The following is a 24,317-nucleotide window of genomic DNA, read 5'->3' as shown; positions in this document are numbered from 1 at the left end:
CGGTCATCCGATATCACGCACACCACTATATTTGGGGAGGTACGGCCTGTGTCCGAGATAAAAGTACCCGATTTGGGCGAATCGATTTCCGAAGGAACGATCTACAAATGGCTGGTTAAAGAAGGCGACACTGTCGGCCAGGGAGATGTGCTTGCCGAGCTTGAGACCGACAAGGTCAATCTCGAGATCAGTGCGGAGGAGGACGGCGTCATCTCCTCCATCCTGCGCCAGGCGGGCGAGAACGTTGCCGTTGGCGAAGCCATCGGCATCATCGGCAGCGCCGCCGGGGCAGGTGCTGCCAGCGGGGGCAAGCCTGCAGCAGATAATGCACTGCAGAGCGGCAGCGCGCCTGCTGCTGCCGCAAGTGCCGCAGCGGCTGAACCGGCCGCTGCGGTAACGGCTCCAGCCGCCGCCGAAGGTGCGGCGGCAGGCACTGCGGCCCTGGCTTCGCCGGGGGCGCGCAAGCTGGCGCGGGAGCGGGGCATCGACCTCGGCGAGGTCAGTGCCCGCGACCCTATCGGCCGGATCGGTCAGGCCGATGTGGATGGTCATGGCGCAGCCGGGCCGCAGGCCGCTGCGCCAGCAGCTCCGGCGGCCGTGCGGCCGGAGCCGGCGAAGCCCGCGCCGCAGGCAGCGGGCAAGGCGCCGCACGCCGAGGACGGCAAAGCCACCGAGCGCAAGCGCATGTCGCGGCGGCGGCTGACGATTGCCAGCCGCCTGGTCGAAGCGCAGCAGACGGCCGCGATGCTGACCACCTTCAACGAGGTGGACATGACGGCCATTCTCGACATCCGCAAGCGCCGCAAGGATGCCTTCAAGGAGAAGCACGAGGTCGGACTCGGCTTCATGTCCTTCTTCACCAAGGCCGTCATCGGCGCGCTCAAGGCTTACCCGATGCTGAACGCCGAGATCGACGGAGAAGATCTCCTGCTCAAGAAATATTACGACATCGGCATTGCCGTAGCTGCCAAGGAAGGCCTGGTCGTACCCGTCGTCCGCGATGCCGACCGGCTTAGCTTCCCAGAGATCGAGCGGCGTATCGGCGAGTTGGCCTCCAAGGCGCGCGCCAATACGCTCAGCCTGCCCGAGCTTCAGGGCGGTACCTTCACGATCACGAACGGCGGAGTGTTCGGCTCCCTGCTGTCCACACCGATCCTCAACACCCCGCAGGTCGGCATTCTCGGCATGCACAAGATCCAGCTGCGCCCCATCGCGCTGGATGAGGAGCGCACGGTCAACCGTCCGATGATGTACATCGCCTTGTCCTACGATCACCGGATCGTGGACGGATCAGAAGCGGTCAGCTTCCTGGTCAGAGTCAAGGAATTGCTGGAGGACCCGGAATCCCTGCTGCTCGAAGGTTAAGCCTGCGGCTTGATCACTTTTCAAATCGAATCTTTCCTTAAGATTTAAAAGGCATCCGATGAAGCGTGTAGGCTACGCTCTTCGGATGCCTTTTCGTATAACTGACTTCTCCTTCGTGCCATGAAATTCATATAGAAAATAAAACATCCGCCTCATTTAAATGACCAAAATCCAAAAATGTTGTATGACTACACAGATTGGTTCCCGAATGAATACCCTCTCTATAATCCGCCCCGGATCAATTCACCTGCCAGGTCGAGAACCTTCTGCTTCGGCAACTCCCTATCTCCGTAAGTGGAGACCGTGTAGTAAGCATCCTGCTGCTCATTGTACCAGTTCAGGTAATGGTAGCTGAAGCCCGGTTTCAGGTCCGGTCTGCTTACCAGATTGTAGACAATCTCCCTTCCTTCTACCTTAAGCTTTTCCGGCGTGTTGTTCGTCTCCTGATACACCTGTATATTGCTCTCTCCCAAGAAGGAAACTGCTATATTAATAACCGCTCCTTGCTTGGTGTATATGCTGTCAAAGAACGACACCTTGTTCCACGGGATGGCCTTCATGAACAGATTACGGCTGGTGTCCTGTCTCGCCTCGGCGATCAGCTCATCAAGGGTTTGACGGTACAGCGGATGGTTGTCATATTCCTTCTCTGAGGGGGAACCCGGAGTGATCCTGCCGGACTCAAACACATAGCCTCCAGCTTCCTTGGGCAGCACCGGTATCTTCCATTTCTTCATCTCTTCAAGAAACGCAGAATAATCGGTCAGACGCAGCTCCTTCATTGTATACTGCAGTGCAGATTTCGCGCCTTCCGGGAGCTTCTCCCCTCTGACGAAATAAGCAATCAGTTCCCCGGGTTTAGCAAAGTCCATCAGCTTCGATGCATATTGGTAATACGGCGCCGGCTCTACAGGACGCGGATCTTTGGGTACATGCTGCACCTTCACCTCACCCGCCTTATTCCGGATCTGAATATACTCCGAGGCGGCGTAAGCTGTCACTGTAACCAGCAGCAGCATGACCAGCATCCCTGAGAATGCCGCCGTTTTACTAACAAACCTGATCCCGCGCGGACTACGCTGCGGTCCCAATTCCCGAACCCGGGCCATCACCCTGTCCGTCATCTCAACCTTACGCAACGCTTCCACGCCGATGGCTGCGGCTTTTATATCTTGGTACTCATTACCGATTCTCGTCCGTTCCATGATATCCCCTCCTCCGCTTGCATCGTTTCCCTCACCTTACGTTTGATCCGCTCCATCCGTTTGTGCAGCGCATTGGGATTGATATTCAGAATGGCGCTGATCTCGGGGAAGCTCTGTTCTTCGAACACCCGCAGAACAAGCAGATTCCGCTCCTCCAGCGACAGCCGGCCAATAGCCTTCTCAAGCGCCGGGCTATATAAACGCTGATCCAGCTCCTGCTCCGGGCCGGCCACTGTAGCGGCAGGGCGGAACAACTGCAGGAACTGCCCTTGACGCCTTCGTTGGCGCAACAGATTCAAACAATGATTGCCCGCAATCCGGTACAGCCAGGCCGAGAAGCTGACTGCGGGCTTGTACCCCCTAATGGATTGATAGGCTTTGACCAGTACATCCTGCACCGCATCCTCGGCATCCTGTGTGTTGCCCAGCATCCGGCAGCAGTACCGGTATATCGGCTGTTGATAAGCATCTACAATCCAGGAGAAGCATTCCTGCTCTCCCTGCTGCACCCTGATAATAACTGCTTCTACCTGCTGACCCTCCGGTATATGTCCCTGTAACGTTGCCCTCACCTCCTTACTTGTAATACCTCTATAACACCTGACTCCTGCAAAAAGTGCCTCTCCGGCACAATAATCTATAAATAATCCTCCATGTCACAGGATTCCCCGCTCTAATTCATCCAAGCATCCACCCTATTATAACTCTTCGGGTAAGACAACCCTGCGCCCCTCCAGCTCATGACATCCGTTCGGGCCGTGCCTGCCCACAACAGAAAAGAGACATCCCCTCCGCTCAAGCGGAACTAAGGACATCTCTTCTCCATAACGATTCTCTTGGTCTGCCGTTCTTTTTCTGTATAATACTCTTTGTTTACGTTTCTCTCAAGCCGACATTAATCTATATATGGTTTAAGCCGTATGCCGTGAAGGCTTCAGGCTCATTCCCTTGGCCCGGGCCGCTCCGGCTACCGGAGGCTTCAGCGAAACCGCCAGGATACAGGCCAGAATACACAGCAGTCCGATAATGTTAAACGTGGGCTTGAACCCGCCGAGGAAGGCGGCGATGAATGAACCGGACAACGCGCCGATCCCGAAGCCCTGGTAGATGATGCCGTAGTTCTTGCTGTGATTCTTCAGGCCGAAGAAGTCACTGACAATCGCCGGGAAGACGGTGATGTTACCGCCGAAGCAGAAGGCGATGGCCGCCACACAGGCGAAGAACAGGCCATAGCTCAGTGTGGCATAGCTGAGGGTAAACATCGCCACAACCGTTACCGCCAGCGTGATACTAATCAGCTTGGTCCGGCTTACCCGGTCGGATAATGCGCCGAGGATCAGGCGTCCGGCCGTATTGAAGATAGCGATCATCGCTACCGCATTCGCCGCCGTCGCAACATCCATACCCGCCAGTTGCACACCGATATCCTTCACGATACCGATCAGATAGAGGCCGCTCATGCAGGCGGTGAAGAAAATCACGAACAGCAGGTACGCTTCCTTCGTGCGGAGCATTTCCTTCACGGTATAATCCTTGGGCAGCAGAGCCGCCCCGGAAGCGGACGATGCCCGGTTTCCCGCAGCAGTTACAGCAGGTGCAGCCACCGGAGCCTCCCGGATCAGCAGCGAGCCGAGGAGGATCATCAGCATGACCATCAGGCCCCAGTATAGAAAAGCATCCGACACCCCCGCCGATTCAATCAGGCCGCCGTTGATGTATTTGAAGATCAGACTGCCCGTTCCGTAAGCACCCACGGACACCCCGGAGATCAGTCCCTTATTCTTCGGGAACCACTTCATCAGGTTGGACAACGAAGTAATATACGCCGTTCCGTCCGCATACCCGACCACTACGCCAGCCAGCAGGTAGAACATCGGCAGGGAACTGGCCTGCGAGCTTAGCATCAGCCCCAGCCCGAGCAGTATACCGGAAGCTGCGGTCAGTCTGCGGAGACCGAACCGGTCCTGCAGCTTGCCTGCGAACAGTGTGGCGAAGGCCAAGGCAAAGCTGGTAATAGAGAACGTTATCGAAACTGAGCTAAGCTCAAAACCAAATGTACTGACAAGATGTGCATTGAACAGGCTCCAGGTGTAGATGGTGCCGAGTCCCATTTGCATAATTACTGTACCTAGTACGATGAGCCACCGTTTACTGGCTGTATCCGTTATCATCAGAATTCCCTCTTTCTCTCTGAAGTCGCTGAAGTCGCTTCAAGGCTTACTTGGCCTCTTCATTGTAGCGAAAGGAGCTCCATCTGAGAGAAATCCGGAATGAGATGACACTGACGGGGAATGAACTGCCGTTAGAGACGCATAATCTGCCTGAATTCCTTCACCTTGCTGCGGCTGACTGGAACCTCCACATTCAGATCACGCAGCCTAAGCAGATAGGTATTGTTGAACCAGGGGATGATTTCCTTAATTTTGGACAGATTGACGAGATAGGAGCGGTGACAGCGGAAGAACTGCTCCTGCGGCAGGCGGGTATGGAATTCACTGATACTGAGGGCCATGCTGTATTCCTCCCCCTTGGTGATCACACTCGTTGTTTTCTCCTGCGCCGAAGCATAATAGATCTCGTCCGCATCGACGACGATAATCTTTTCATTTTTCCACAGATTGACCTTATCGCTGCCCAGCTTCACCGGTCCCTCTTCCCCCTGGCGGCTTCTGGCCGCAATGGCACCTTCCAGCTTCTGCAGCATCGCTCTGATCCGCGTCTCACTGTAAGGCTTCAGAATATAGTCGAACGCTTCAATCTCGAACGCCTCGGCGGCATGCTCCTTATAGGCTGTAATGAACACAATATACGGCTTGACCGCGAACCGGCTGATATTATGGGCCAGCAGCACCCCATCAATTGAAGGGATATTGATATCCAGGAAAATCACATCCACCGTATCTGTCTGCAGGTACTTCAGCGCATCCAGCCCGTCCTCGAATTCCGCCGCAATCTTGATCCGGCTGTGGGTCTGAATCAGATACGTAAGCTCCTGTCTTGCCAGCACTTCATCCTCGACAATGATCGCTCTCATCGCTGCTCCTTTATCACATCAAAATAGATTTCCGTCCCCTTAGCCAGCCGCCGGATGGTCAGACCCGTGCCATAGATCAGCTTGATACGCTGGTGCACGTTGTTGAGGCCGATTTTGTTGCCCTCCATGCTTCCACTGTAGACCTTCGCAATCGTCTCTTCACTGATCCCCGCTCCGGTATCGGCAATTCGCACCCTTACACTGTCTCCGTAGTCCTTGACCGAGATGTCTACCGTTCCGTTCCCTTTCCCCTTCAAAATCCCGTGGATAATCGCATTCTCCACCAGCGGCTGAATGACCAGACTCGGAATGCGTACCGCTACCTCATCTATATCGTACAGAACGCTCAGGCGGCTGCCGAAGCGGGCCTTCTCAATCTCCACATAATGCTGCACCTGCTGCAGCTCGCGCCGGATATCTATGGACTCATCGGTCAGCTCCAGATTATACCGCATATACCCCGACAGATTGACGATCAGCTCGCGCGCCTTGTCCGGGTCGATCCTGATCGAGGAGATAATCGCATTCAGCGCATTGAACAGAAAATGGGGGTTGATGCTGGTCTGCAGTGCCTTCAGCTCGGCCTTGTTGGCCATCTCCTTGATCCCCTCAACCCGTGACACCTCCATCAGCGTGGAGATGATCTGTGACAGCCCTACCGCCATAGCCTGGAGGGAATAGGTGATTTTATGCGCGTGGGTATAGTAGATCTTGAGTGATCCCGTCACCTCCCCCTTCTCCTTCAGCGGGATAATGATCAGCGAGCGGATGTCACGGTTCATGTATTCGGTATCGTCGTCACGGATGGTAATCTCCCCGCTGCTCAGCGTCTGCTTCGTCTCCTCACTGATGATTTCATTAGCTTCGGCATAATATTCCTCCCCGACACCCACGTAGGCCAGAATAACTCTGGTATCGGTAATGGCCACCGCATCCGCCCCGATATCCTCCTGGATAATTCCGCAGATGGTACGCAGCGACTCGGGAGTAATACTGCGGAAATACGGGAGCGTCTTATTGGCAATATCCAGCGCCAGCTTGGACTGCTTCGCGGCAATCCGTTCCTTCTCCCCTTCTACACTCTGCACAAGCGTAACGATCAGCCCGGCACAGATCTGCCCCATTATCATCGGAAAAGCAATCTTGGAGACGATATCCACCCCCAGCGAATGGGGATCAGCCATCACTAGAATCAGCAGCATCGTCAGTGCCTCGCAGGCCATCCCGGCAGCAATGGCAGCGATCCAGCGGCGTTCAGGCGAAGTGCGCCGGTAGATGATCCCGGATACCACACCCGCTGTAATGCTGGTAATCAGACACGGGAGCGAGGTAACCCCGCCGATATCGATCAGGAAGCGGTGTACGCCCGAGAGGATCCCGGTAATCAGCCCGACCCAGGGGCCGAACAGAATCCCCCCGGCTATAATGGCGATAATCCGCACGTTGACCAGAGACCCTTCCACATTAATCCCGCTGTAGGTTCCGAAGATGGCGAACAGGCTGAAGATAACCGTGACAATCGCCAGCTCCTGAGGGGCATGCACCCCTTTGGCAAAAATCTCCTTGAACCGCGGCACCCGGCTCAGGACGAACAGACACATCAGCAGCAGCGCTGCCCGCTCCAACAATTGCAGCAGAATACTCAGATTATATTGCACACTCACGCCTCCATAGGACAAGCTATCGGTCCATTATAAGTTGGGATAATGGTTATAGCAATCCGCGCAGCAGCCGCTAAGGGTTGAGGTAATCCTATTGGATTTCCAAACCAGGCATGTCGTGTTCCCTCACTGAGTATAAAAGCCCTTCTATTGCGGAAAATTAACTATTATCGTAAGGTTGTTTTAAAGGAGTGATAGCTTGTGCGTATAGCTTTTTGGATTGTATTTGCCTTTGTTGGTATTTTGATCTTTTGGATAGTGGGCGGCTTAATTGGCCGTAACAAACGAAAGTAATCTATAGGGGCTATAACAGCCCCTCAAAATAACTGCTGCGCCGTTTCTTCGTACTGCACAACAGTACACTATGACTCTTGATGAAAAAGCTTCATTCAGTTAACTGGCAGGATAACGATCAAATATAACGAATTCCATAATAAAGAAAAAAATATTTGGAGGGATCGTATTGACTGAAGATTTTTATTGCGATGAAGTATTAAGTGGTCGTACTGATGTACAGAAAGTCTTTGAGAGTGATAACGTGCTTGCTTATCATCACACACGCCCTTTTTATCCCGTTCATATTGTTACGATTCCGAAGAAGCACGTCTCGTCACTTCTAACACTGGAACAAAGCGACAACGATCTCTTAATCGAGTTGATGGATGTTATAAAAATTGTGGCATCCCAAGTGCAGTCTGAGTATGGTGCTTGCAGGGTGCTGACTAATTTGGGGGAGTACCAAGACTCAAAACATCTTCATTTTCATGTATTCTATGGCGAACCATTAGACAAATAATGTTATTTCGCTCGCTGAATAAACGGGAAACGCAGTTTAAAAATAACAGCGGCAGTCTATCCTTATTTTTTAGTTCAGAGTTGCCGCGATATGCTGAGTTTTCTCACCGTTCCATCCCTTCCTTACTGCACATTATACGTCTACTGTTCAATGCCTCTAAACTGCCAGATCAATCCCCACCACACCCACAATCTCCCCGTCCCCGTTCGTAATTGCTCTGGAGAGCGTAATGCAGGAACGCTTCGTAATGGCCGAGACATACGGCTGGGAGACGTACTGGCCTTCCGCCATCGCCCCGTTCCACCAGTCCCGGCGCTTCGCATTCAGCAGCCCGGCCGCAGGCTCCGAGTAGATGAAGGTGCCATCCGTCCGGTTGGACCAGATGGCCTGCACATCCGGCACCTTATTCTTACAGGCTGTAAGAACTCTGCCATGGATGTCCGCATCCGCAGCACCCATCTCCTGCTTGGCTGCTATCTCCTGAAGCAACGCCTGCATTTCCTGAAGCCGCGCCGTATGTTGGCCCAGTTCAATGACTTCGCGTCCGGCAATACCGTTCACCGACTGCTGCAGGGTCTGAGATTCCAGCAGCAGGCTTGCGCTGATCTCATTAAGCTGCCCAATCTGTGTCCGCTGGCGGGTTACCTGCTCCAGCGTCAGGTCTACGCCTGCAATGGTCTCATTGACAATTCCTACTGCACCGCTCAACTCGCCGGTCACCTCTTCGATCAGCCTGTTCTGCCGCTCGGCCGCAGCCGCTGACTCTGTAACTATGACCCCAACTTCCTCCACCCGAGACGAGATATCTCCGAGGCGCTGCTTCACCTTCGCCACTTCATTCACTCCATGCGCAACCGCTGTCTGCTCCTTCGTGACCGACTCCAGCACCTGCCGTACGCCATGATTGAGATCCCGCAGCACCGCCGTTGAGCGCTCCACGGAATCCCGGCTCTGATCGGCCAGCTGCCTGATCCGGCCTGCGACCACAGCGAATCCCCTGCCCGCTTCTCCGGCCCGCGCAGCTTCAATCGAGGCATTCAGCGCCAGCAGCGAGGTCTCATTGCCGATGCTTACAATCAGGGCGTTCATCTCCTCCACCAGCGCAATATGTCCGCTTAACACGGTGAATTTGCCCAGCATATCTCCGCTCTGCTCCTGCAATTCCTCCATGACCTCATCTGTATTCTTCAGGGAATCCACCATCCCCGCCATCCCTGTACGTGCTGCCTGCATCGCCGTACTCAGCCGTACGGTCAGCTCTCCAATCTGTCCGGTAACCGCTGCGACTCCGCCCATCCTGGCAAAAGCCCCCTCAATATTGGCCTTCGCCTCATTGCTGCGGGTCTGCAGCTCCACCTCGTAGGCATGCGAATAGTCCGCTGTCTGCTGAAGCCCTTCAGTGTGGCGGGTAATCTCCTCCAGAGCACCATGCAGCCGGTCCGAGGTGACAACAATTTCATTGCCCAGCCGCTCTACCTTGCTTCGGGCTTCCGCCAGTTGCCCGGCTCCGAGCACTCCGCCCCGGCGGATATCCAGCACAAGCCCGGCAAGCGCCGCCATCAGCAGCAAATAGAAAACCTTATGTACCCAGTACATCTCCATCCATAAGCCATACAACCCCACACCCAGCAGTAAAATAATAACGATAGCGGCCTTGCTCCGGCGAATTCCCATTCTGCACGTTCACTCCACTCTATCATGTTATGTATTCTAACATTATATCAGCAGAGTTAAATTAAGGGAACTATTTCTTCGCCATCATGCCGCGGGCAATCCAGACGCCAGCCGCTCCGGCCTGGGCCAATCCGCGGGTAATGCCTGCCCCGTCGCCGCCGCAGTAGAGGCCGGAGATTTCGGTCTCGAACTCATCCGTCAGCTTCGGACGGGCGGAATAGAATTTCGCTTCCACGCCATAGAACAGCGTATGTTCGGAGGCAATGCCCGGGGTTACCTTTTCCAAGGCCTCCACCATTTCAATCAGGCTCTTCATCGTGATGTACGGCAGCACCAGACCCAGGTCACCGGGCACCGCTTCCTTCAGCGTCGGCTCCAGGAACCCTTCCTTAATCCGGGTCTCCGTAGAACGGCGGCCCCGCAGGATGTCCCCGTACTTCTGCACAATGACGCCCCCGCCAGACAGATCATTGGCCCGCTTGCAGATCTCCCGGGCATATTCGTTCGGCTTGTCGAACGGCTCGGTGAAGGTATGGGAGACCAGCAGCGCAAAGTTGGTATTCTTCGAGCCCAGCGCTGGGTCCTTATAGGAGTGCCCGTTTGCGGCCATCGCTCCACTGTGATTCTCCACAACCACATGTCCCGAAGGATTGCTGCAGAAGGTACGGACGCGTGTACCCACGGAGGTATTGAAGATGAATTTGCCCTCGTACAGATGCTCATTGATCTCCCGCATTACCACATCCGAGGTCTCAACACGCACCCCGACATCGACCTGGTTATTGTACATTTTGAGCCTGCGCTTCTTCAGCACCTCTGTCAGCCAGGCCGAGCCGTCCCGTCCCGGAGCGATCATCACCAGATCAGCTTCATGACTCTCCCCGTTCTTCAGCGTAATGCCTGTAATACGGTGTGTTCCGTTCTCTTTGACGGTAACGATATCTTCTACTTCTGTCTTGTATAACATATCAATGCGTGTCCGCAGATATTCATAGATCGATTTCAGAATCTCCAGGTTCTGCTCGGTTCCGAGGTGGCGGACCTGCGCCCGCAGCAGCTTCAGCCCAGCGGCATATCCCCGCTGCTCGATACCGCGAATGCTCTCCGTAGTCGGATCGGTAATGACCGGGGTTGCCCCGTGCTCCAGGTTGATTCCATCTACATATTCAATCAGCTCCATCACCTTGGAAGGAGGCAGATAATCCGTCATCCAGCCGCCGAATTCGGTGGTAATGTTGAATTTGCCGTCACTGTACGCACCAGCGCCGCCGAAGCCCGCAGTAATGGAGCAGGCCGGCAGACACCCGGCGAATTCCTTGCGGCCGGAGGCGGGCGGACAGAGCTTGATTTTCTCCTCCAGGATCGGGCAGTTGCGGCGGTAGATATCATGTCCCTTGTCCACCAGCAGCACCTTCAGCTCAGGGGCCTTCAGTGTTAATTCATAACAGGCGAATATTCCAGCCGGACCGGCTCCAACAACAATTACATCATATTTACTCATATCTTCTCTGTTCCTCCCAAGGTGAAACGGCTTCGGCCTGCGGTTGACAGGGTCCGCAAAGCGTCTCTGCAGTATATTAGTCCACTTAACCAAGCAGCACACAACAGCACACAAAAAACCCGGCCTCTTCATAGGTATGCAAAATGCACCCTATTCGTAGCCAGGAATTTACGGTCCCCTGTAGAAACCCCCAAACCTTATCATTGAGGATATACGAACAACTTCACCCGTTATTACGGGGCAATTGGAATTTTACCGAATAAATCCGAATGTGTCAATGATGAATGGCATTAATAGTTCGTGTTTATAGCATTATGCAGAATCGCGTACCCAGATAACCTAACAAACACCTCACAAACACGAACGTTATTTCAGACCTATTCCCAGTCATAAGACCTAGAAGGAGAAACAAGAACATTGTCGAATATATAAGTACATAGCCACTGGAAATGAGGAACATCTTATGCAGATCCCGCCCCCTACTCCTCGCCAAATGTATTGGAACCGCGTCCTCCTCAATACCTTTTGGATGGCGCTTTTTGTTTATATGGCAAGCCAGCTATATGTTTACTTATCCATGTGGGGCCACCGGCCCGAGTTGTCCGACAAGCCATATCTCATTAGGCATATCTGGATTCCAGATGCTATTCTGTTCGCCCTGCTGCTGATTCTGGAGGCTGTTCATAAATACAAGCCGCTGTTATCCGAATTCTCAATTATTCTTGGAAGCCACCTGTGCGGTATCGTGTTCATCCTGAATCTTAGTTCCGAATATCATGTGAAGCCGCTGATTATGCTGCTTCCGCTGCTGGTATCCATGATCTATCTGAAGGAGAATTATCTGAGGGCTTCCTCTGTGATCTGCCTGATCTACATCATCATACTATTTCTGAACACCCCTATTACCGATTACACGCTACGCATCCAGAACATCATTATCACCCTGGTCTTAGCCGGAACCTCTCTGGCCGGCTTCGGTGTCATTGCACGGGGCAAAGATCTTATGCGCTCGCTGGAGAATTCGTTGAAGTCAGAGCAAGAGCTGCGCATCCAGAATATTATTATGGACCGGCTGTCCAAGATCGACCCGCTGACCGACCTGTACAACCATAAGACCTTTCATGAGTACCTGGGCTGGCTGATTGACCATCAGCAGAGCAATCCTTTTCCGATGCAGCTGGCGGTTATTGATATCGACAATTTCAAAAAGGTCAATGACCGGTACGGGCACTGGGTCGGAGACATCGTTCTCCGGCAGGTCGCCGCTGTCATGCTCCGGCATATCGGCTCGGATGATTTCGCAGCGCGGTACGGCGGGGAGGAATTCGTGATTATTCTGACATCCAAGACATTAGAGGATTCGGGCCGCATTATGGAGAATATCCTCGCAGGAATTGCAAGCCTTCCGATCAGCGAAATGGACAATGAATCGGTTACCGTGAGCATCGGAATGCATGAATATAACGGCGGGGAGTCCAAGAGCTCTATCTTTCAGCAGGCGGACGACGCCCTGTACGAGGCCAAGAAAACCGGTAAGAACAGAATCGTCATTCTGTAAGGCTCTCCATCCTATATCCCAAACAAGCGGGTCCACCGTGCATAGCAACCTATGCCGGGGACCCGCTTGTCATCTGAACCTGTTCTGATATCTATTCCAGCTCCTCCGCCCCATACCGTCTCTGCGGAACGAGCAGCTCCATGACCTGGCGCTGCGGCACCGGCCGGCTGATCAGATAACCCTGCACTTTATCGCAATGAGCTTCTCTAAGGAAAGCCCATTGGCTGGCATCCTCCACACCCTCGGCTACTACATCCAGGCCCATCTTATGGCCCAGGATAATAATCGTCTGCACAAAAGATTCGCTAAAGGCCTTATCGGCCAAGGAATCAATGAAGACTTTATCCATCTTGAGCGTAGAGATCGGCAGCTGCTGCAGATAACTAAGGGAGGAATACCCCGTCCCGAAATCATCCAGGGCAATTCGTATCCCCCGGGACTGCAGGAACTCCAGCTTGCTGACCGTACTCCCGAACGACTCCATGAAGATAGACTCTGTGATTTCAAGCTCCAGACTGGATGCCACAAGGCCGCTCTCCTCCAGACTGTCCAGCACAATCTCTACGAAATCATCCTGCAGGAGCTGAATGATGGAGATGTTCACCGATATTTTGTAAGGAATGCCGGTCCGCTGATGGATGCTGTTCATGAACTTGCAGGCCTCCCGCAGCACCCATTCGCCGATATAGATAATCAGCCGGGAATCCTCGGCAATCTTGATGAAGGAGAGCGGGGAGACAAAGCCGAGGACCGGACTGTTCCAGCGGATCAGAGCCTCGAAGCCTGAGATCAGCCCGGTCTCCATCTGTACCTGCGGCTGATAATGCAGCTCAAATTCGTTATTATTCATTGCACTGCGCAGATGCTTCTCAATATTCATCCGGTCATTGAAGGCGGTATGCATCGATTTATCATATACGACATAGGTGCTTTTCCCCTCTTCCTTGGCCCGGTACATCGCTACATCGGCGTTCTTCAGAATCTCTTCCGTCGTCTCGCCGTCTTCCGGGTAGAAGGAGATCCCGATACTGGAGGACACATACAGATTGCTCTCACCAATAAGAAAAGACTTGCGGAACGCACGCATAATATCCTCGGCCAGATTAAGCACATCCACCCGGCTCTCAATATCCTTGAGGAAAATCACAAATTCATCTCCGCCCAGCCGCGACAGCAGATCCTCCTCACGCACTACAGACTGGAGCCGTTCGCTGGCCTTGCGGATCAGAATATCACCGGACTTGTGTCCAAGCGTGTCATTGATGTATTTGAAATTATCCATATCTACGAAAAGCAGCGCCGCACTGCCTCCCGTCCGGCGGAAATAACTCTCCATCGTCTCCAGCAGACTGAGCCGGTTCGGAAGATTGCTGAGCGAATCCATATACGCCAGGCGATGCATATTCTTCTGATTCTCCAGCAGCATATCATATTGTCCTACAATCTCCTGCTGGGTCGCTGTAAGCTGCTCATAAGTCGCCTCCAGCTCCTGGTAGCTGTTATTCAGCTTGAATTCTGCCTGCTTGCGCTTGCTGATATCGATCAGGGAACCGAGGAACAGGACGATCTGATCCTTCGGGTCAACGATTGCCTTGCCCCGCACCTCGAACCAGATGTACTCCCCCTGCCCTGTTCTCATCCGGTATTCGGTTTCATAGATCGGGGTCAATCCGGTAAGATGCTCCTGCCTGGCCTTGCGCGCAGATTCCTGATCATCCGGGTGAATAATGCTGAGCACGCCTCCCTCGAAGGAGTTGATCTCCGCCTCAGTATATCCCATTACCTCGTACCACCGGTCCGAGAGCTTGTAGAAGCCGCTGTCCCAGTCCAGCTCCCACATGTACGCACCAGAGCCTTCCGAGGCCAGGCGGAACCGCCGTTCGCTGACCCCCAGCTTATTGAACTGATCCTGCAGCTCTACCTCTGTGGCCGCCAGCTCCTCATATGTAGACTCCAGCTCCTCGTAGCTAAGCTGCAGCTTAAGCTCATTCTGCTTGCGTTCATCGATATCGATGCCGACCAGCACGAAGATATCCTCCGCCTGCTCATCCATCCCCTTAATGAGGGCTGTGCGGACGGAGAAATAATGCGCCCCCGGAGAGTGGCCCGGAAGTCTCAGCTCGACATTGGTCACATAATCCCGGGCTGCTGCTCTGGCAAGGAGATCCCTAAGCACAGCGGCTCCGGCTTCGAGGCCGGGCAGCTCATCTATGCTTACACCCAGCACCTCCTTCTCCTTCAGCCCGGTCATTCTCTCGGCATATTTATTGAAGCGCACACTCCGTCTGTCCCCGTGAACAGCCCATACAATCACCCCGGTATTCTCGATCACATCCTTGAAGAATTCCTGTTCGGAATGAATCGTACGGCGCAGGCGCCGGATATACATCCGGAGGAGGACGGCACCGAATACCAGCAGTATGGTTCCGATGGAGAACACGGTAAAAATCCGGTTACGCATCTTTTCATTATAATGGTCGGAATGCACGAAGAAATACTGCTGGTACAGCTCTTCGAAGGCACCGGAGCTTATCAGACGCTCTAGCCTTGCATTGACGTAGGATACCAGCTCAGGCTTGGACTTGCTGATGCCGTAGGCCACATCCTGCGGATACAGATTGCTCATTTTGCGGATAATATTACCGGTTAAGCCCTGTTCTACAATCAGATAATCGACAACCCCCTGATTCTCGAACAGCAGGTCGATCTCCCCCTGACGCAGAGCCTCAAGCGCATCCGGTACGGTTGCATATTCTATGTATTCTGATGGCGGGATACCCGCCTCGTGCTGCAGGATGGTCTCTGCATATTGTCCTTTGCCAACACCGATCTTGTACTTACGGAGTGTGCCCAGCGTCACCTCACCCTGGAGTCCTTGACGCGAATAGACAGAAATATAGCTTTTTAACACGGGCTTTGAGAAAAGAATATCCTGCTTCCTCTCCTCGCTGACAGCCATTAGCCCGGTAGTATCAATCCCGTCCTCAGTCAGCCGCCGGTATGTCTGCTCCCAATTCCCGGTGCTGTAGTGGACAAGATATTCGTTCTTCTCAAAGATCATACTTGTCAGATCAATATCGAAGCCCGTCAGATAACCATTCTGTATGTACTTATAAGGTGGATAATCCAGTTCTGCCTGATACTTAATTTCCTGTCTTTCGGCATAAGCGGCAGCGGGGTGTGCAAGCATGAGCACAATGCTAATTAGAAGCAACAATTTACACCGCTTCATCGCAATTCTCCTTTATCCCAAGTAAGATCGGCTTAACTATGTATACAAGCTTATTCGACAAAATATGGTAGGGTTCCTGCTCCTTTTTTCTCATTTCCGATAAATTGTGCACATCCTGCGGGTTCATATCCTTAACTCTTTAGTGCATCATCTTAGATTTAATCAAAAACTTTAGATTTGTATTGCTTTTTGCGGCTAAAGTGTGGATAATAACAGTAACGGTTGATAATGATTATCATTATTGGATGTACAACATTCATTATTTTCTATATTTGAGCTAAAAGGAGACTGAACACCCATGAACGCAGCCACTACCCGGACCGCCCTGCAGGTTGACGATTACCTGGACCTGCTCAATCTTGCTGTGAAGGTCGGAGATATGAAATGGCAGAAAGAAATCAAGTCCCGGTTGCAGTATATCCTGTGCCTGCAGACCAGATAGCCCATTTCATACAGAAATAGATGAATATAGCTTACTTCTTACACAGCCGCATCCCTTACCGGGGTGCGGTTTTTGTGCGTTTATTCCACCAAATCCGGGGTACCTGCATCTGCGGGGCTTAGAATGTGTAATGATATAGTATAATGATCAGCATACTACAATGAACAATAGCCTATAGATCGGAGTGTGTCAGCTTGAGAAAAAACCTCACCCTCGCCTTGGTCCTGATATTATCCCTGCTATGGATTCCGGGGGTCTATGCTGCGAATGTTCCCGCACAGCAGGGAGTGATTACGGATGAAGCCCGGCTGCTCTCTGCCCAAGAAGCAGAGAGCCTTGCCCGGATTGCCACTACAGACCGCTACACCTTCCATGTCTTAACCGTTGATTCGGTAGCCGGGAGCGACATGTCCAGTTACGCTGCGGATGTATATGATACCTGGGGGCTGAAGTCCCGGGACATCCTGCTCCTGATCGCTTACGAAGATCAGCTGACTGAGATCAGCTTCATTAACCCCGGGCTGCAGGATGCGCTCGATGCCTGGTCCATACAACAGGGCGGAGCTGCGGGCAGCGCAGCCATTAACAAGGTGCTGGAGAAATATTTTAATCCTTATGCCAGGAACGGAGATATCCCTGAAGGCATACGTTCTGTGATCCAGCAGCTGCAAGCCATTGGCAGCAGCGGACCGAGCAGTAATACCGGCAGCGGTGCGGCAGGCGGTGCGAATGCCGGTACCGCAGGAGCTGGCTCTGGTCCTAACGGCAGCGGCAGCAGATTCCCTCTCCTGCCGGTCGCAGGCGGCCTTGTCTTGGCCGCGCTGCTGATATTGCTGCTGTATGTGCTAATTACCGGAATGCGCCGCCGGAAGGGACTGTCCGCGCAGCGTGAGCAGCTCGCCGACCTGCTGGTACGGGCGAACCGCGCTCTGGAGTCTCTTCAGCCTTTCCAGGGAATTGTGCAGGGCAAGACCGGTGAGAGGGTCGAGGGCATCTCGAAGCGCCTGACCTCCCGGCTGGTCGAAATCTCTGCATTGCAGACAGCCGGGCAAGCCCCATTGCCGCCATTCTACCGTTTGTCTGCGCTTAAGGCGGCGGCAGAGCAGCTCCAGCAGACAGAGGGGGAATTCCGTGCCTCCCTGGAGGAAGAGGAGAAGAATATCGCAGTCGTCAGCGAGGCCGACCGGAACGTCAAGCAGCAGATCACCGAGCTGAAGCAGGCTGCCCCCGAGCTTGAGGAACAGCGGCAGCAAGCGGCCCTGGAGACGGGCTATACGCTGGAGGAGATTGCCCAAGATCTTCAGGAGCTGGCCGAAGAGACGGCCAAGGCAGATCAACTGGAGCTGTTCGACCCCATCGCCGCCCAGGAGATTACTGCACAGGCGAAGAAGCGGCAACAGCAGATTGAGCAGGATGTGCAGGATGTGGGGACCTTTGACGATAAGCTGAAGGCCTTCCCCGGTGTCCTGGCGGCTGCACGCAGCCGGATTGCCGGGCTGATCGACCAGAACTCTCTGCACAATATGAAGGTTAAGCCTTACGACAGCCTGGACCAGGCCTCGGCTGCCGCCAGTTCCATGGAAGCGCCGCTGCACAGCGGCGATATGGACGAAGTGCGCCGGATTGGCGCTGACATGGATGCCCTTCTGACTGAAGCCGTGGCTATGACGGAACGCCAGGCTATGATCCGGCAGAATAACCTCAGGGATCTGGAGACGGTACGCAGCACATGGGCAACACTAAGCCAGCGGCGGAATGAATTGCAGAGCCGGCTTGCCGAGGCGAAGAACCGGTTCGCCCGGCAGCACCTGGACGCTCTGGAAAAGCTGCTGGAAGAGGCCGGCGGCGCGCTACGGCAAGGCGCGGCGGAAGTGCCGCAGCTTGAGACCTGGACCAGCGATGCACGCGGAGAGTATGACAATGCCCGCAGCGGACTGGACCGCCTGCTTGCCTTGCAGGATGAGACGGCAAACAGCATGAATAGCATCAGCAGCAGTCTGGACGCTCTGGAGGAGCGCGTGAACAGCCTGAACAGGCTGTTCACGGAGGGGCAGAGCCGGGTGGATGCCGCCTACAATCTGCTGCATAGCAGAGGAATTGCCTCGCAGAACCGCTTCCAGCTGTCCCTGCTGCCGGAGTATACCGAGCTGGAGCAGCGTCTGGCCTCAGGTCCCTACGATCTGGATCAGCTGGAGGAGACAGGGCGCTCCTATGCTTCGCAGATCGCGTCCTTCGTAGAGGAAGCGAACCGGCTGGTCCGCCAGAAGGAAGAGGCCGAACGCGCAGCCAGAATGGCCATGCTGCGGGAGCAGCAACGCCGGGAACAAGCCCGCAGACGCAATTCCGGCCCGCCAGGCGGAGGATTCGGCGGCGGGCTTGGCGGTGGCGGACGCTCTTCCGGCGGCTCTTCTTGGGGGGGCGGCGGTGGCGGCGGACGTTCCTCCGGCGGCTCTTCGTTTGGCGGCGGCAAATCCGGCCGAAGCTCCGGCGGCTCCAAGTGGTAAGCAGGAGGCACGGACACAAACAAAAAGACTTCAGCCAGGGTTAATGGCTGAAGTCTTCTTTTATTCATGATCATTCTTCTTGAAATTGAAGTATCCCCATGAGACAGGACTCAGCCATTGATCAGCCGCGCATGAATCAGCATACGGTACAATAACACAGCTGTCTCTGCACGGGTTAAGGCCTTGCCTGGACGAAGCTCGTCTTCATACCCTTGCACTAGTCCCCCTGCAATAGCTATACGGATCGCCTCATCAGCCCAGCTCCCAATTTCACCGCTGTCCACGTAGACTGACAAATCGACAGTCTTCCCCGCAGAATCTGTAACCGAGGCCGCATTGGTCATCTGCAAGGCCCGGATTATCGTAACGATCGCTTCTTGCCGTGTTACCGCTTGATGCGGTTTAAAGGTCCCGTCGGCGAAGCCATCCATAATTCCATATGCCTGGACAGATTCTACGGCTCCGCTGTACCAGCCGGACTCTGCTACATCGCGGAAACCCAGATGACCTTCGGCTTCCGGCAGACCCAGCGCTCTGGCAAGCAGTGCAGCAAGCTCGGCCCGCGTAATCGCCGCCTCGGGGGCGAACCTTGTTCCGTCTATCCCCTGAACGATCATTCTGCTGTTCATGTTGCTGATTTCTTTTGCAGCCCAGTGACCCTCCAAATCTATAAATGCCGGTGTCTTAGCGACCAGTATATACGCGCTGTTCGTAAGGCTGTGAATCACCGCCGCCCGCCGCCAGTCCACTTCGACGAATGCTGTAGATACCGGACGCGCACCCAGCTTTTGATCCCAGACCATGACAGTGGATGCTGCCAGGACATCCTTGGGCAAGTAGATGACCCGTTCCACGTAATGGTTGAAGCTGGAAATCTCTTGCCTGACCCCCTGACGCACCACATGCACTTCGAAATATATCGGGGCCGCAACCAGCTGGAACCCGCCCTGATCGGCCGCTTCCTGCAATCCGGCAAGCGCTTCACTGTCCCCGCGCTCGATTGTAATTTGAACCTCGGTCTCGTCTGTGAAGTCCGGCAGCTGATGTACGATTTCAGCCAAAGGCAAACGGTACTGCCCGTTCCGGGTCTTCAGTGTAATTGCCCCTACCTGCTTGTCCATGAACGAAATCGCACTGCCCGGTAGCCGAAGCGTCAGCTTGTCCGCCTCTTCTTCAATGGCAATCGTAAGAGCCTCCTCCGGCTTAAGGGACAGCGAATCCAGAACGTTCTTGAGTGAGCCTGTATCTATCCGTACAGCAATCGCCTTTATTTTGTCCGCACTCATTTCAAATGAAGCCATTCCAGATACCCCTTTATCATTAATCCAAATCATTATTGAACGGTTCTGCGGCGGCTGACTTGGAGTAACCGCAGGCGATGACGAATGGTTTGTGCCTGAATCGACAGCCGGCTCTGCTGGCGCAGCTGAACGAATCACAGTCAGGATGTATGTGCGGATAGTATAGTCTTGCGCTGTGACTGTTACCTCAAACCGGTTCTCACCGATTGCAAGCGGGTATTCCCCGGTGGTCAAGTTAGGGCTGATCTGCGATCCGTTTACTTGAAGGGCCGACAGCTCCTCTGCAGCAGTAATCCGCATCTTCAATGCATATACAGCGTGATCTGCTTTTACCGTATAGTTTGCTACCCCCGGCTTAAAATCAAATCCGACTTGCCCTCCCAAACCTGTGAGCTCCCAGGCTATTAAGTCTGCGTTACTGCTCAGAGGGACAATGTTGCTGATCTCAATATTGCTGACATTCGCGTTCCCCGCCACGTCTGCCACGTATACGGAATAAACTCCATTCTCTTGCACGGCAAAATGATCAGTGATCTCTGTACCTGCTGCAGCGAAATAGGCGATATCTCTACTGCCTGCGGCCCACTTCACCGCAGAGATTTGGTTGAACTCACCATACACAGACGCTGATACGGTAACTTTTACACTTCCGTAAGTTGCGCTAGGAGGGTCAGCCTCCAGTATAATGCGCGGCGGCTGATCATACGTAAAGCTGATGCTCACCGTCTGAAGCAGCGCCAGGCCACTAGCTTCTTCTTTGACCATATAAGTAACCTTCTCGGCGGCTGTGTTACTTACTGAAAAAGCAGTAAGGCCCTCGGCATCCGTCGTGCCATATACATTCTGAATCACAGACTGCCCGCTGTTCGCCTCAAGCATGAGCCGCTTCCCGGCAATCGGGTGTTCATAGTCATCCTGCAATCGCACGATGATCTCAGCTGAGCTCTGTCCGTCTGCCCGTACCACCAGATCACTGGCGGTAACTGTAGAGTGAAGCGTACTGAACTCCCCGGATGTGAACTGGACGGAAGCTGTAGCGTCAAGCATGGTCCCTTCCACACTGGCGCTCACCACCCCGCTCCCCACGCTCGTTGGCGCTGTTAGCTTCGCGCTATACGTGCCGTCCTGGTTGTCCGTCACCGGACCAACCGTTCCCGAGGTCGCGCTAATCGCTACCGCCACGCCGCCGTTCGTCAGCGCGTTGCCCTGCGCGTCCCGCAGCTTCATCGTCACCGTCGTCTGGCTGCTGCCGTCGGCAGTCAGCGTGGTGTCCGTCACTTCCAGTGTGCTCTTCGCTGCGGAGGCTGCGCCCGGTACGAACGCTACCGTTGCACTTGTCGGCAGCTCTGCGCCAGCTACGCTCGCGCTCACCACTGCACTGCCCACGCTTGCCGGCGCCGTCAGCTTCGCGCTATACGTGCCGTCCTGGTTGTCCGTCACGGGACCAACCGTTCCCGACGTCGCGCTAACCGCTACTGCTGCTCCGCCGCTCCTCAGCGCGTTGCCCTGCGCGTCCCGCAGCTTCACTGTCACCGTCGTCTGGCTGCTGCCATCGGCGGTTAGCGTGGTGTCCGCCACCTCCAGCGTGCTCTTCGCTGCGGAGGCTGCGCCCGGCACGAACGTTACTGTTGCACTTTTAGGCAGTTCTGCGCCAGCTACGCTCGCGCTCACCACTGCACTGTCCACGCTTGCCGGCGCCGTCAGCTTCGCGCTATACGTGCCGTCCTGGTTGTCCGTCACGGGACCAACCGTTCCCGACGTCGCGCTAATTATTACCACTGCGCCGCCGCTCGTCAGCGCGTTGCCCTGCGCGTCCCGCAGCTTCATCGTCACCGTCGTCTGGCTGCTGCCGTCGGCAGTCAGCGTCGTGTCCATCACCTCCAGCGTGCTCTTCCCTGCGAAGGCTGCGCCCGGTACGAACGCTACCTTTGCACTTCTGGGCAGCTCTGCGCCACCTACGCTCGCGCTTACCACCCCGCTGCCTGCGCTCGCCGGCGCTGTTAGCTTCGCGCTATACGTGCCGTCCTGGTTGTCCGTCACGGGACCCACCGTTCCCGCTGTCGCGCTAATCGCTACCGCCGCGCCGCCGCTCGTCAGCGCATTACCCTGCGCGTCCCGAAGCTTCACTGTCACCGTCGTCTGGCTGCTGCCGTCAGCGGTCAATACAGTGTCCGCTACCTCAAGCGTGCTCTTCGCTGCGGAGGCTACGCCCGGTACGAACACTACCGTTGCACTTGTCGTTAACGCAACGCCATTTACGCTCGCGCTCACCACCCCGCTGCCTGTGCTTGCCGGCGCCGTCAAGGTCGCGCTATACGTGCCGCCCCGGTTGTCCGTCACGGGACCCACCGTTCCCGCTGTCGCGCTAATCGCTACCGCCGCGCCGCCGCTCGTCAGCGCGTTGCCCTGCGCGTCCCGCAGCTTCACCGTCACCGTCGTCTGGCTGCTCCCGTCGGCGGTCAACGCAGTGTCCGTCACCTCCAGCGTGCTTTTCGCCGGGGATGCAGGCCCAGGTACAAACTGTACATCCACCTTCAAGAGTATCGGTCTCCCAAGCACTTTGGCACTTATCACCCCGCTGCCTACACTCGTCGGCGCCGTCAATATCGCGTAATACGTGCCGTCCTGATTGTTCCTCGGCCCACTAATACTTCCCTTCGTCGTGTCGAAACCTACTACCTCATAGCCTTGCGTCAGCAGATTACCCTGCGCGTCCCGCAGCTTCACCGTCACCGTCGTCTGGCTGCTGCCGTCGGCGGTCAGTACTGTGTCCGCTACCTCTATCGTGCTCTTCGCAAGGAATGGTTCTCCCGGTACGAATGCTACCGTTACACTTGTTGTTAGCGCCGCGCCATTTACGCTCGCGCTCACCACCCCGCTGCCTGCGCTCGTCGGCGCCGTTAGCTTCGCGCTATACGTACCGTCCCGGTTGTCCGTCACCACGCCAACCGTTCCCGCCGTCGCGCTGATTGTTACCGCCGCTCCGCCGCTGGTCAGCGCGTTGCCCTGCGCATCCCACAGCCTCACCGTTACCATCGTCTGGTTGCTGCCGTCGGCTACAAGACTGGAATGCGTACTGAAAATCTGACTGTTGCCCGGAGATACCGAATAATCCGCAACCATGTATGTCCGGAACGAAAAATCATAATTAGTTGCCGGGGAGGATCCCCGGGGATATGGATTGCCGCTGCTTGAATACCACCCAATGCCAGCTTCTAAACCTCCGACATCCGTGGTTACTACCATCCGATACATTTTATCCTTTTGCAAATAAGGATCTGCTGCAGAGAAGTCAATAGCCGTCCAACCCGATGCACTGTCAGTCACGAGTCGCCCTGTCGCCAAGGGTGTAGAAAGATCTCCTTCCTTATAAATTTTTACATTAATGGATCCAAGTGCGCCTCTGCTGTCAAAGATGTTGAGCGCGATCCTGCTAAGGTTCCCTGTTATTGCCGGTGTAAAGGTCTGGTACCTAGAATTATCAGAATTCACCCAGATGTTTCCGGTTGTTGCACTCTGCTCTTGATCCAGGACCGCTGTACTTTCAGCGCTAGCCTCTCTATATGGCACTCCTCCCGCAACCATCACTACGGTCAGAAGGATAGCCATCCACCGTTTCCCTCTGTTCCAGACTTTCATCTCAATCCCCCATTTGAATTCCTGCATTATGTAATGAACTCATTAGCCCACGAAATACGTGTACATTCCAACCCCTGCGGCCACCAAAGTAAAAAAGCCAAAATACCATTTGGTGAACCGTAGACTCGTTCCGGTACCTTCCCACCAGATCTTGACAAAGACGACGATTCCGAGAATTAATATACTTACAAAAGCGATGAGTGCGTTCTCCATTTAATGTGTACCTCTACCTCCTTAAGTTTGATGCAGCGAACAAGAAGAACCTGTTCCGCCGTCTAGTAAGCCGCAGACCTATATTTCTTCAATTTCAAGATAGAGCAAATGCTTCAAATTCTCTATACCTATAAAGGAGTATCCTCTAGAATATAGGATAGAAATCACCAGTACGCATACAGTAGGGGTGTT

The 24,317-nt window shown here is 54.5% G+C and carries 15 protein-coding genes and 1 riboswitch; of the genes, 5 read left to right on the top strand and 10 right to left on the bottom strand.

Translation table 11 applies throughout. The features are described 5' to 3' along the window. The first annotated feature begins 48 nt into the window (after positions 1-48). Entirely contained in the window at positions 49-1,365 is a 1,317-nt protein-coding gene (gene odhB, locus MKY86_RS00350) for a 2-oxoglutarate dehydrogenase complex dihydrolipoyllysine-residue succinyltransferase (RefSeq protein WP_076085530.1), read from the top strand. Positions 1,366-1,586: 221 nt separating this feature from the next. On the opposite strand, the gene MKY86_RS00345 is transcribed toward odhB, so the two are convergent. From MKY86_RS00345 to MKY86_RS00325, 5 genes are all read right to left on the bottom strand, one after another. Next, the gene (locus MKY86_RS00345) at positions 1,587-2,570 is read right to left on the bottom strand and encodes a hypothetical protein (RefSeq protein WP_076085527.1); all 984 of its coding nucleotides are present in this window, start codon (positions 2,568-2,570) and stop codon (positions 1,587-1,589) included. Continuing rightward, on the bottom strand, positions 2,531-3,079 hold the full coding sequence (locus MKY86_RS00340) for an RNA polymerase sigma factor (RefSeq protein WP_340825571.1): 549 nt from the start codon (positions 3,077-3,079) through the stop codon (positions 2,531-2,533). The genes MKY86_RS00345 and MKY86_RS00340 overlap by 40 nt, the downstream gene beginning before the upstream one ends. A 402-nt stretch (positions 3,080-3,481) precedes the next feature. Beyond that, a complete protein-coding gene (locus MKY86_RS00335) occupies positions 3,482-4,738 on the bottom strand; it encodes an L-lactate MFS transporter (protein ID WP_445669924.1) in 1,257 nt (418 codons plus the stop codon). Between the two features lie 134 nt (positions 4,739-4,872). Further along, positions 4,873-5,604, bottom strand: a complete 732-nt coding sequence (locus MKY86_RS00330) for a LytR/AlgR family response regulator transcription factor (protein WP_076085521.1) — start codon at positions 5,602-5,604, stop codon at positions 4,873-4,875. Then, positions 5,601-7,205, bottom strand: coding sequence for a LytS/YhcK type 5TM receptor domain-containing protein (locus tag MKY86_RS00325; protein ID WP_445669923.1), 1,605 nt, complete (start codon positions 7,203-7,205; stop codon positions 5,601-5,603). The genes MKY86_RS00330 and MKY86_RS00325 overlap by 4 nt, the downstream gene beginning before the upstream one ends. Positions 7,206-7,728: 523 nt before the next feature. Between MKY86_RS00325 and MKY86_RS00320 the strand changes: the two genes are divergently transcribed. Beyond that, positions 7,729-8,061: an HIT domain-containing protein gene (locus tag MKY86_RS00320; protein ID WP_076085518.1), complete on the top strand. Its 333-nt coding sequence runs from the start codon at positions 7,729-7,731 to the stop codon at positions 8,059-8,061. A 156-nt stretch (positions 8,062-8,217) separates the two neighbouring features. On the opposite strand, the gene MKY86_RS00315 is transcribed toward MKY86_RS00320, so the two are convergent. Together MKY86_RS00315 and MKY86_RS00310 are read right to left on the bottom strand one after the other, a co-directional pair. Continuing rightward, positions 8,218-9,735, bottom strand: a complete 1,518-nt coding sequence (locus MKY86_RS00315; RefSeq protein ID WP_076085515.1) for a methyl-accepting chemotaxis protein — start codon at positions 9,733-9,735, stop codon at positions 8,218-8,220. 70 nt (positions 9,736-9,805) lie between these two features. Then, on the bottom strand, positions 9,806-11,236 hold the full coding sequence (locus MKY86_RS00310; protein ID WP_076085512.1) for an NAD(P)/FAD-dependent oxidoreductase: 1,431 nt from the start codon (positions 11,234-11,236) through the stop codon (positions 9,806-9,808). Positions 11,237-11,373: 137 nt separating this feature from the next. Continuing rightward, positions 11,374-11,473: riboswitch (purine riboswitch) on the bottom strand. 310 nt (positions 11,474-11,783) lie between these two features. On the opposite strand from MKY86_RS00310, the gene MKY86_RS00305 reads away from it, so the two are divergent. Then, on the top strand, positions 11,784-12,794 hold the full coding sequence (locus MKY86_RS00305) for a GGDEF domain-containing protein (RefSeq protein ID WP_340825565.1): 1,011 nt from the start codon (positions 11,784-11,786) through the stop codon (positions 12,792-12,794). A gap of 91 nt (positions 12,795-12,885) precedes the next feature. Here the strand turns inward: MKY86_RS00305 and MKY86_RS00300 are convergent, their stop codons facing one another. Continuing rightward, a complete protein-coding gene (locus tag MKY86_RS00300) occupies positions 12,886-16,026 on the bottom strand; it encodes an EAL domain-containing protein (RefSeq protein WP_076085507.1) in 3,141 nt (1,046 codons plus the stop codon). Between the two features lie 298 nt (positions 16,027-16,324). Here MKY86_RS00300 and MKY86_RS00295 point away from each other — a divergent pair, with 298 nt between their 5' ends. After that, complete coding sequence (locus tag MKY86_RS00295; protein WP_171720322.1) at positions 16,325-16,468, top strand: hypothetical protein; 144 nt, start codon at positions 16,325-16,327, stop codon at positions 16,466-16,468. Between the two features lie 194 nt (positions 16,469-16,662). Further along, entirely contained in the window at positions 16,663-18,972 is a 2,310-nt protein-coding gene (locus MKY86_RS00290) for a TPM domain-containing protein (RefSeq protein WP_083685746.1), read from the top strand. 110 nt (positions 18,973-19,082) lie between these two features. On the opposite strand, the gene MKY86_RS00285 is transcribed toward MKY86_RS00290, so the two are convergent. Beyond that, positions 19,083-23,618: an invasin domain 3-containing protein gene (locus tag MKY86_RS00285; RefSeq protein WP_340825560.1), complete on the bottom strand. Its 4,536-nt coding sequence runs from the start codon at positions 23,616-23,618 to the stop codon at positions 19,083-19,085. Positions 23,619-23,954: 336 nt separating this feature from the next. Then, the gene (locus MKY86_RS00280; RefSeq protein ID WP_340757501.1) at positions 23,955-24,125 is read right to left on the bottom strand and encodes a hypothetical protein; all 171 of its coding nucleotides are present in this window, start codon (positions 24,123-24,125) and stop codon (positions 23,955-23,957) included. Positions 24,126-24,317 lie beyond the last annotated feature (192 nt).

This window comes from Paenibacillus sp. FSL R7-0333, assembly GCF_038000365.1.
GTDB lineage: Bacteria > Bacillota > Bacilli > Paenibacillales > Paenibacillaceae > Paenibacillus_AQ > Paenibacillus_AQ silagei.
The sequence above is the reverse complement of the archived record's forward strand: the minus strand, read 5'-3'. Positions and strand labels throughout refer to the sequence as shown.

Excerpts from the sequence above, each read along its gene's own strand:
- MKY86_RS00330 (WP_076085521.1), bottom strand. The coding sequence starts at position 5,604 with ATGAGAGCGATCATTGTCGAGGATGAAGTGCTGGCAAGACAGGAGCTT.
- MKY86_RS00315 (WP_076085515.1), bottom strand. The coding sequence starts at position 9,735 with ATGGGAATTCGCCGGAGCAAGGCCGCTATCGTTATTATTTTACTGCTG.
- MKY86_RS00305 (WP_340825565.1), top strand. The coding sequence starts at position 11,784 with ATGGCAAGCCAGCTATATGTTTACTTATCCATGTGGGGCCACCGGCCC.
- MKY86_RS00300 (WP_076085507.1), bottom strand. The coding sequence starts at position 16,026 with ATGAAGCGGTGTAAATTGTTGCTTCTAATTAGCATTGTGCTCATGCTT.
- MKY86_RS00325 (WP_445669923.1), bottom strand. The coding sequence starts at position 7,205 with ATGTGTCTGTTCGTCCTGAGCCGGGTGCCGCGGTTCAAGGAGATTTTT.
- MKY86_RS00345 (WP_076085527.1), bottom strand. The coding sequence starts at position 2,570 with ATGGAACGGACGAGAATCGGTAATGAGTACCAAGATATAAAAGCCGCA.
- MKY86_RS00295 (WP_171720322.1), top strand. The coding sequence starts at position 16,325 with ATGAACGCAGCCACTACCCGGACCGCCCTGCAGGTTGACGATTACCTG.
- MKY86_RS00310 (WP_076085512.1), bottom strand. The coding sequence starts at position 11,236 with ATGAGTAAATATGATGTAATTGTTGTTGGAGCCGGTCCGGCTGGAATA.
- MKY86_RS00280 (WP_340757501.1), bottom strand. The coding sequence starts at position 24,125 with ATGGAGAACGCACTCATCGCTTTTGTAAGTATATTAATTCTCGGAATC.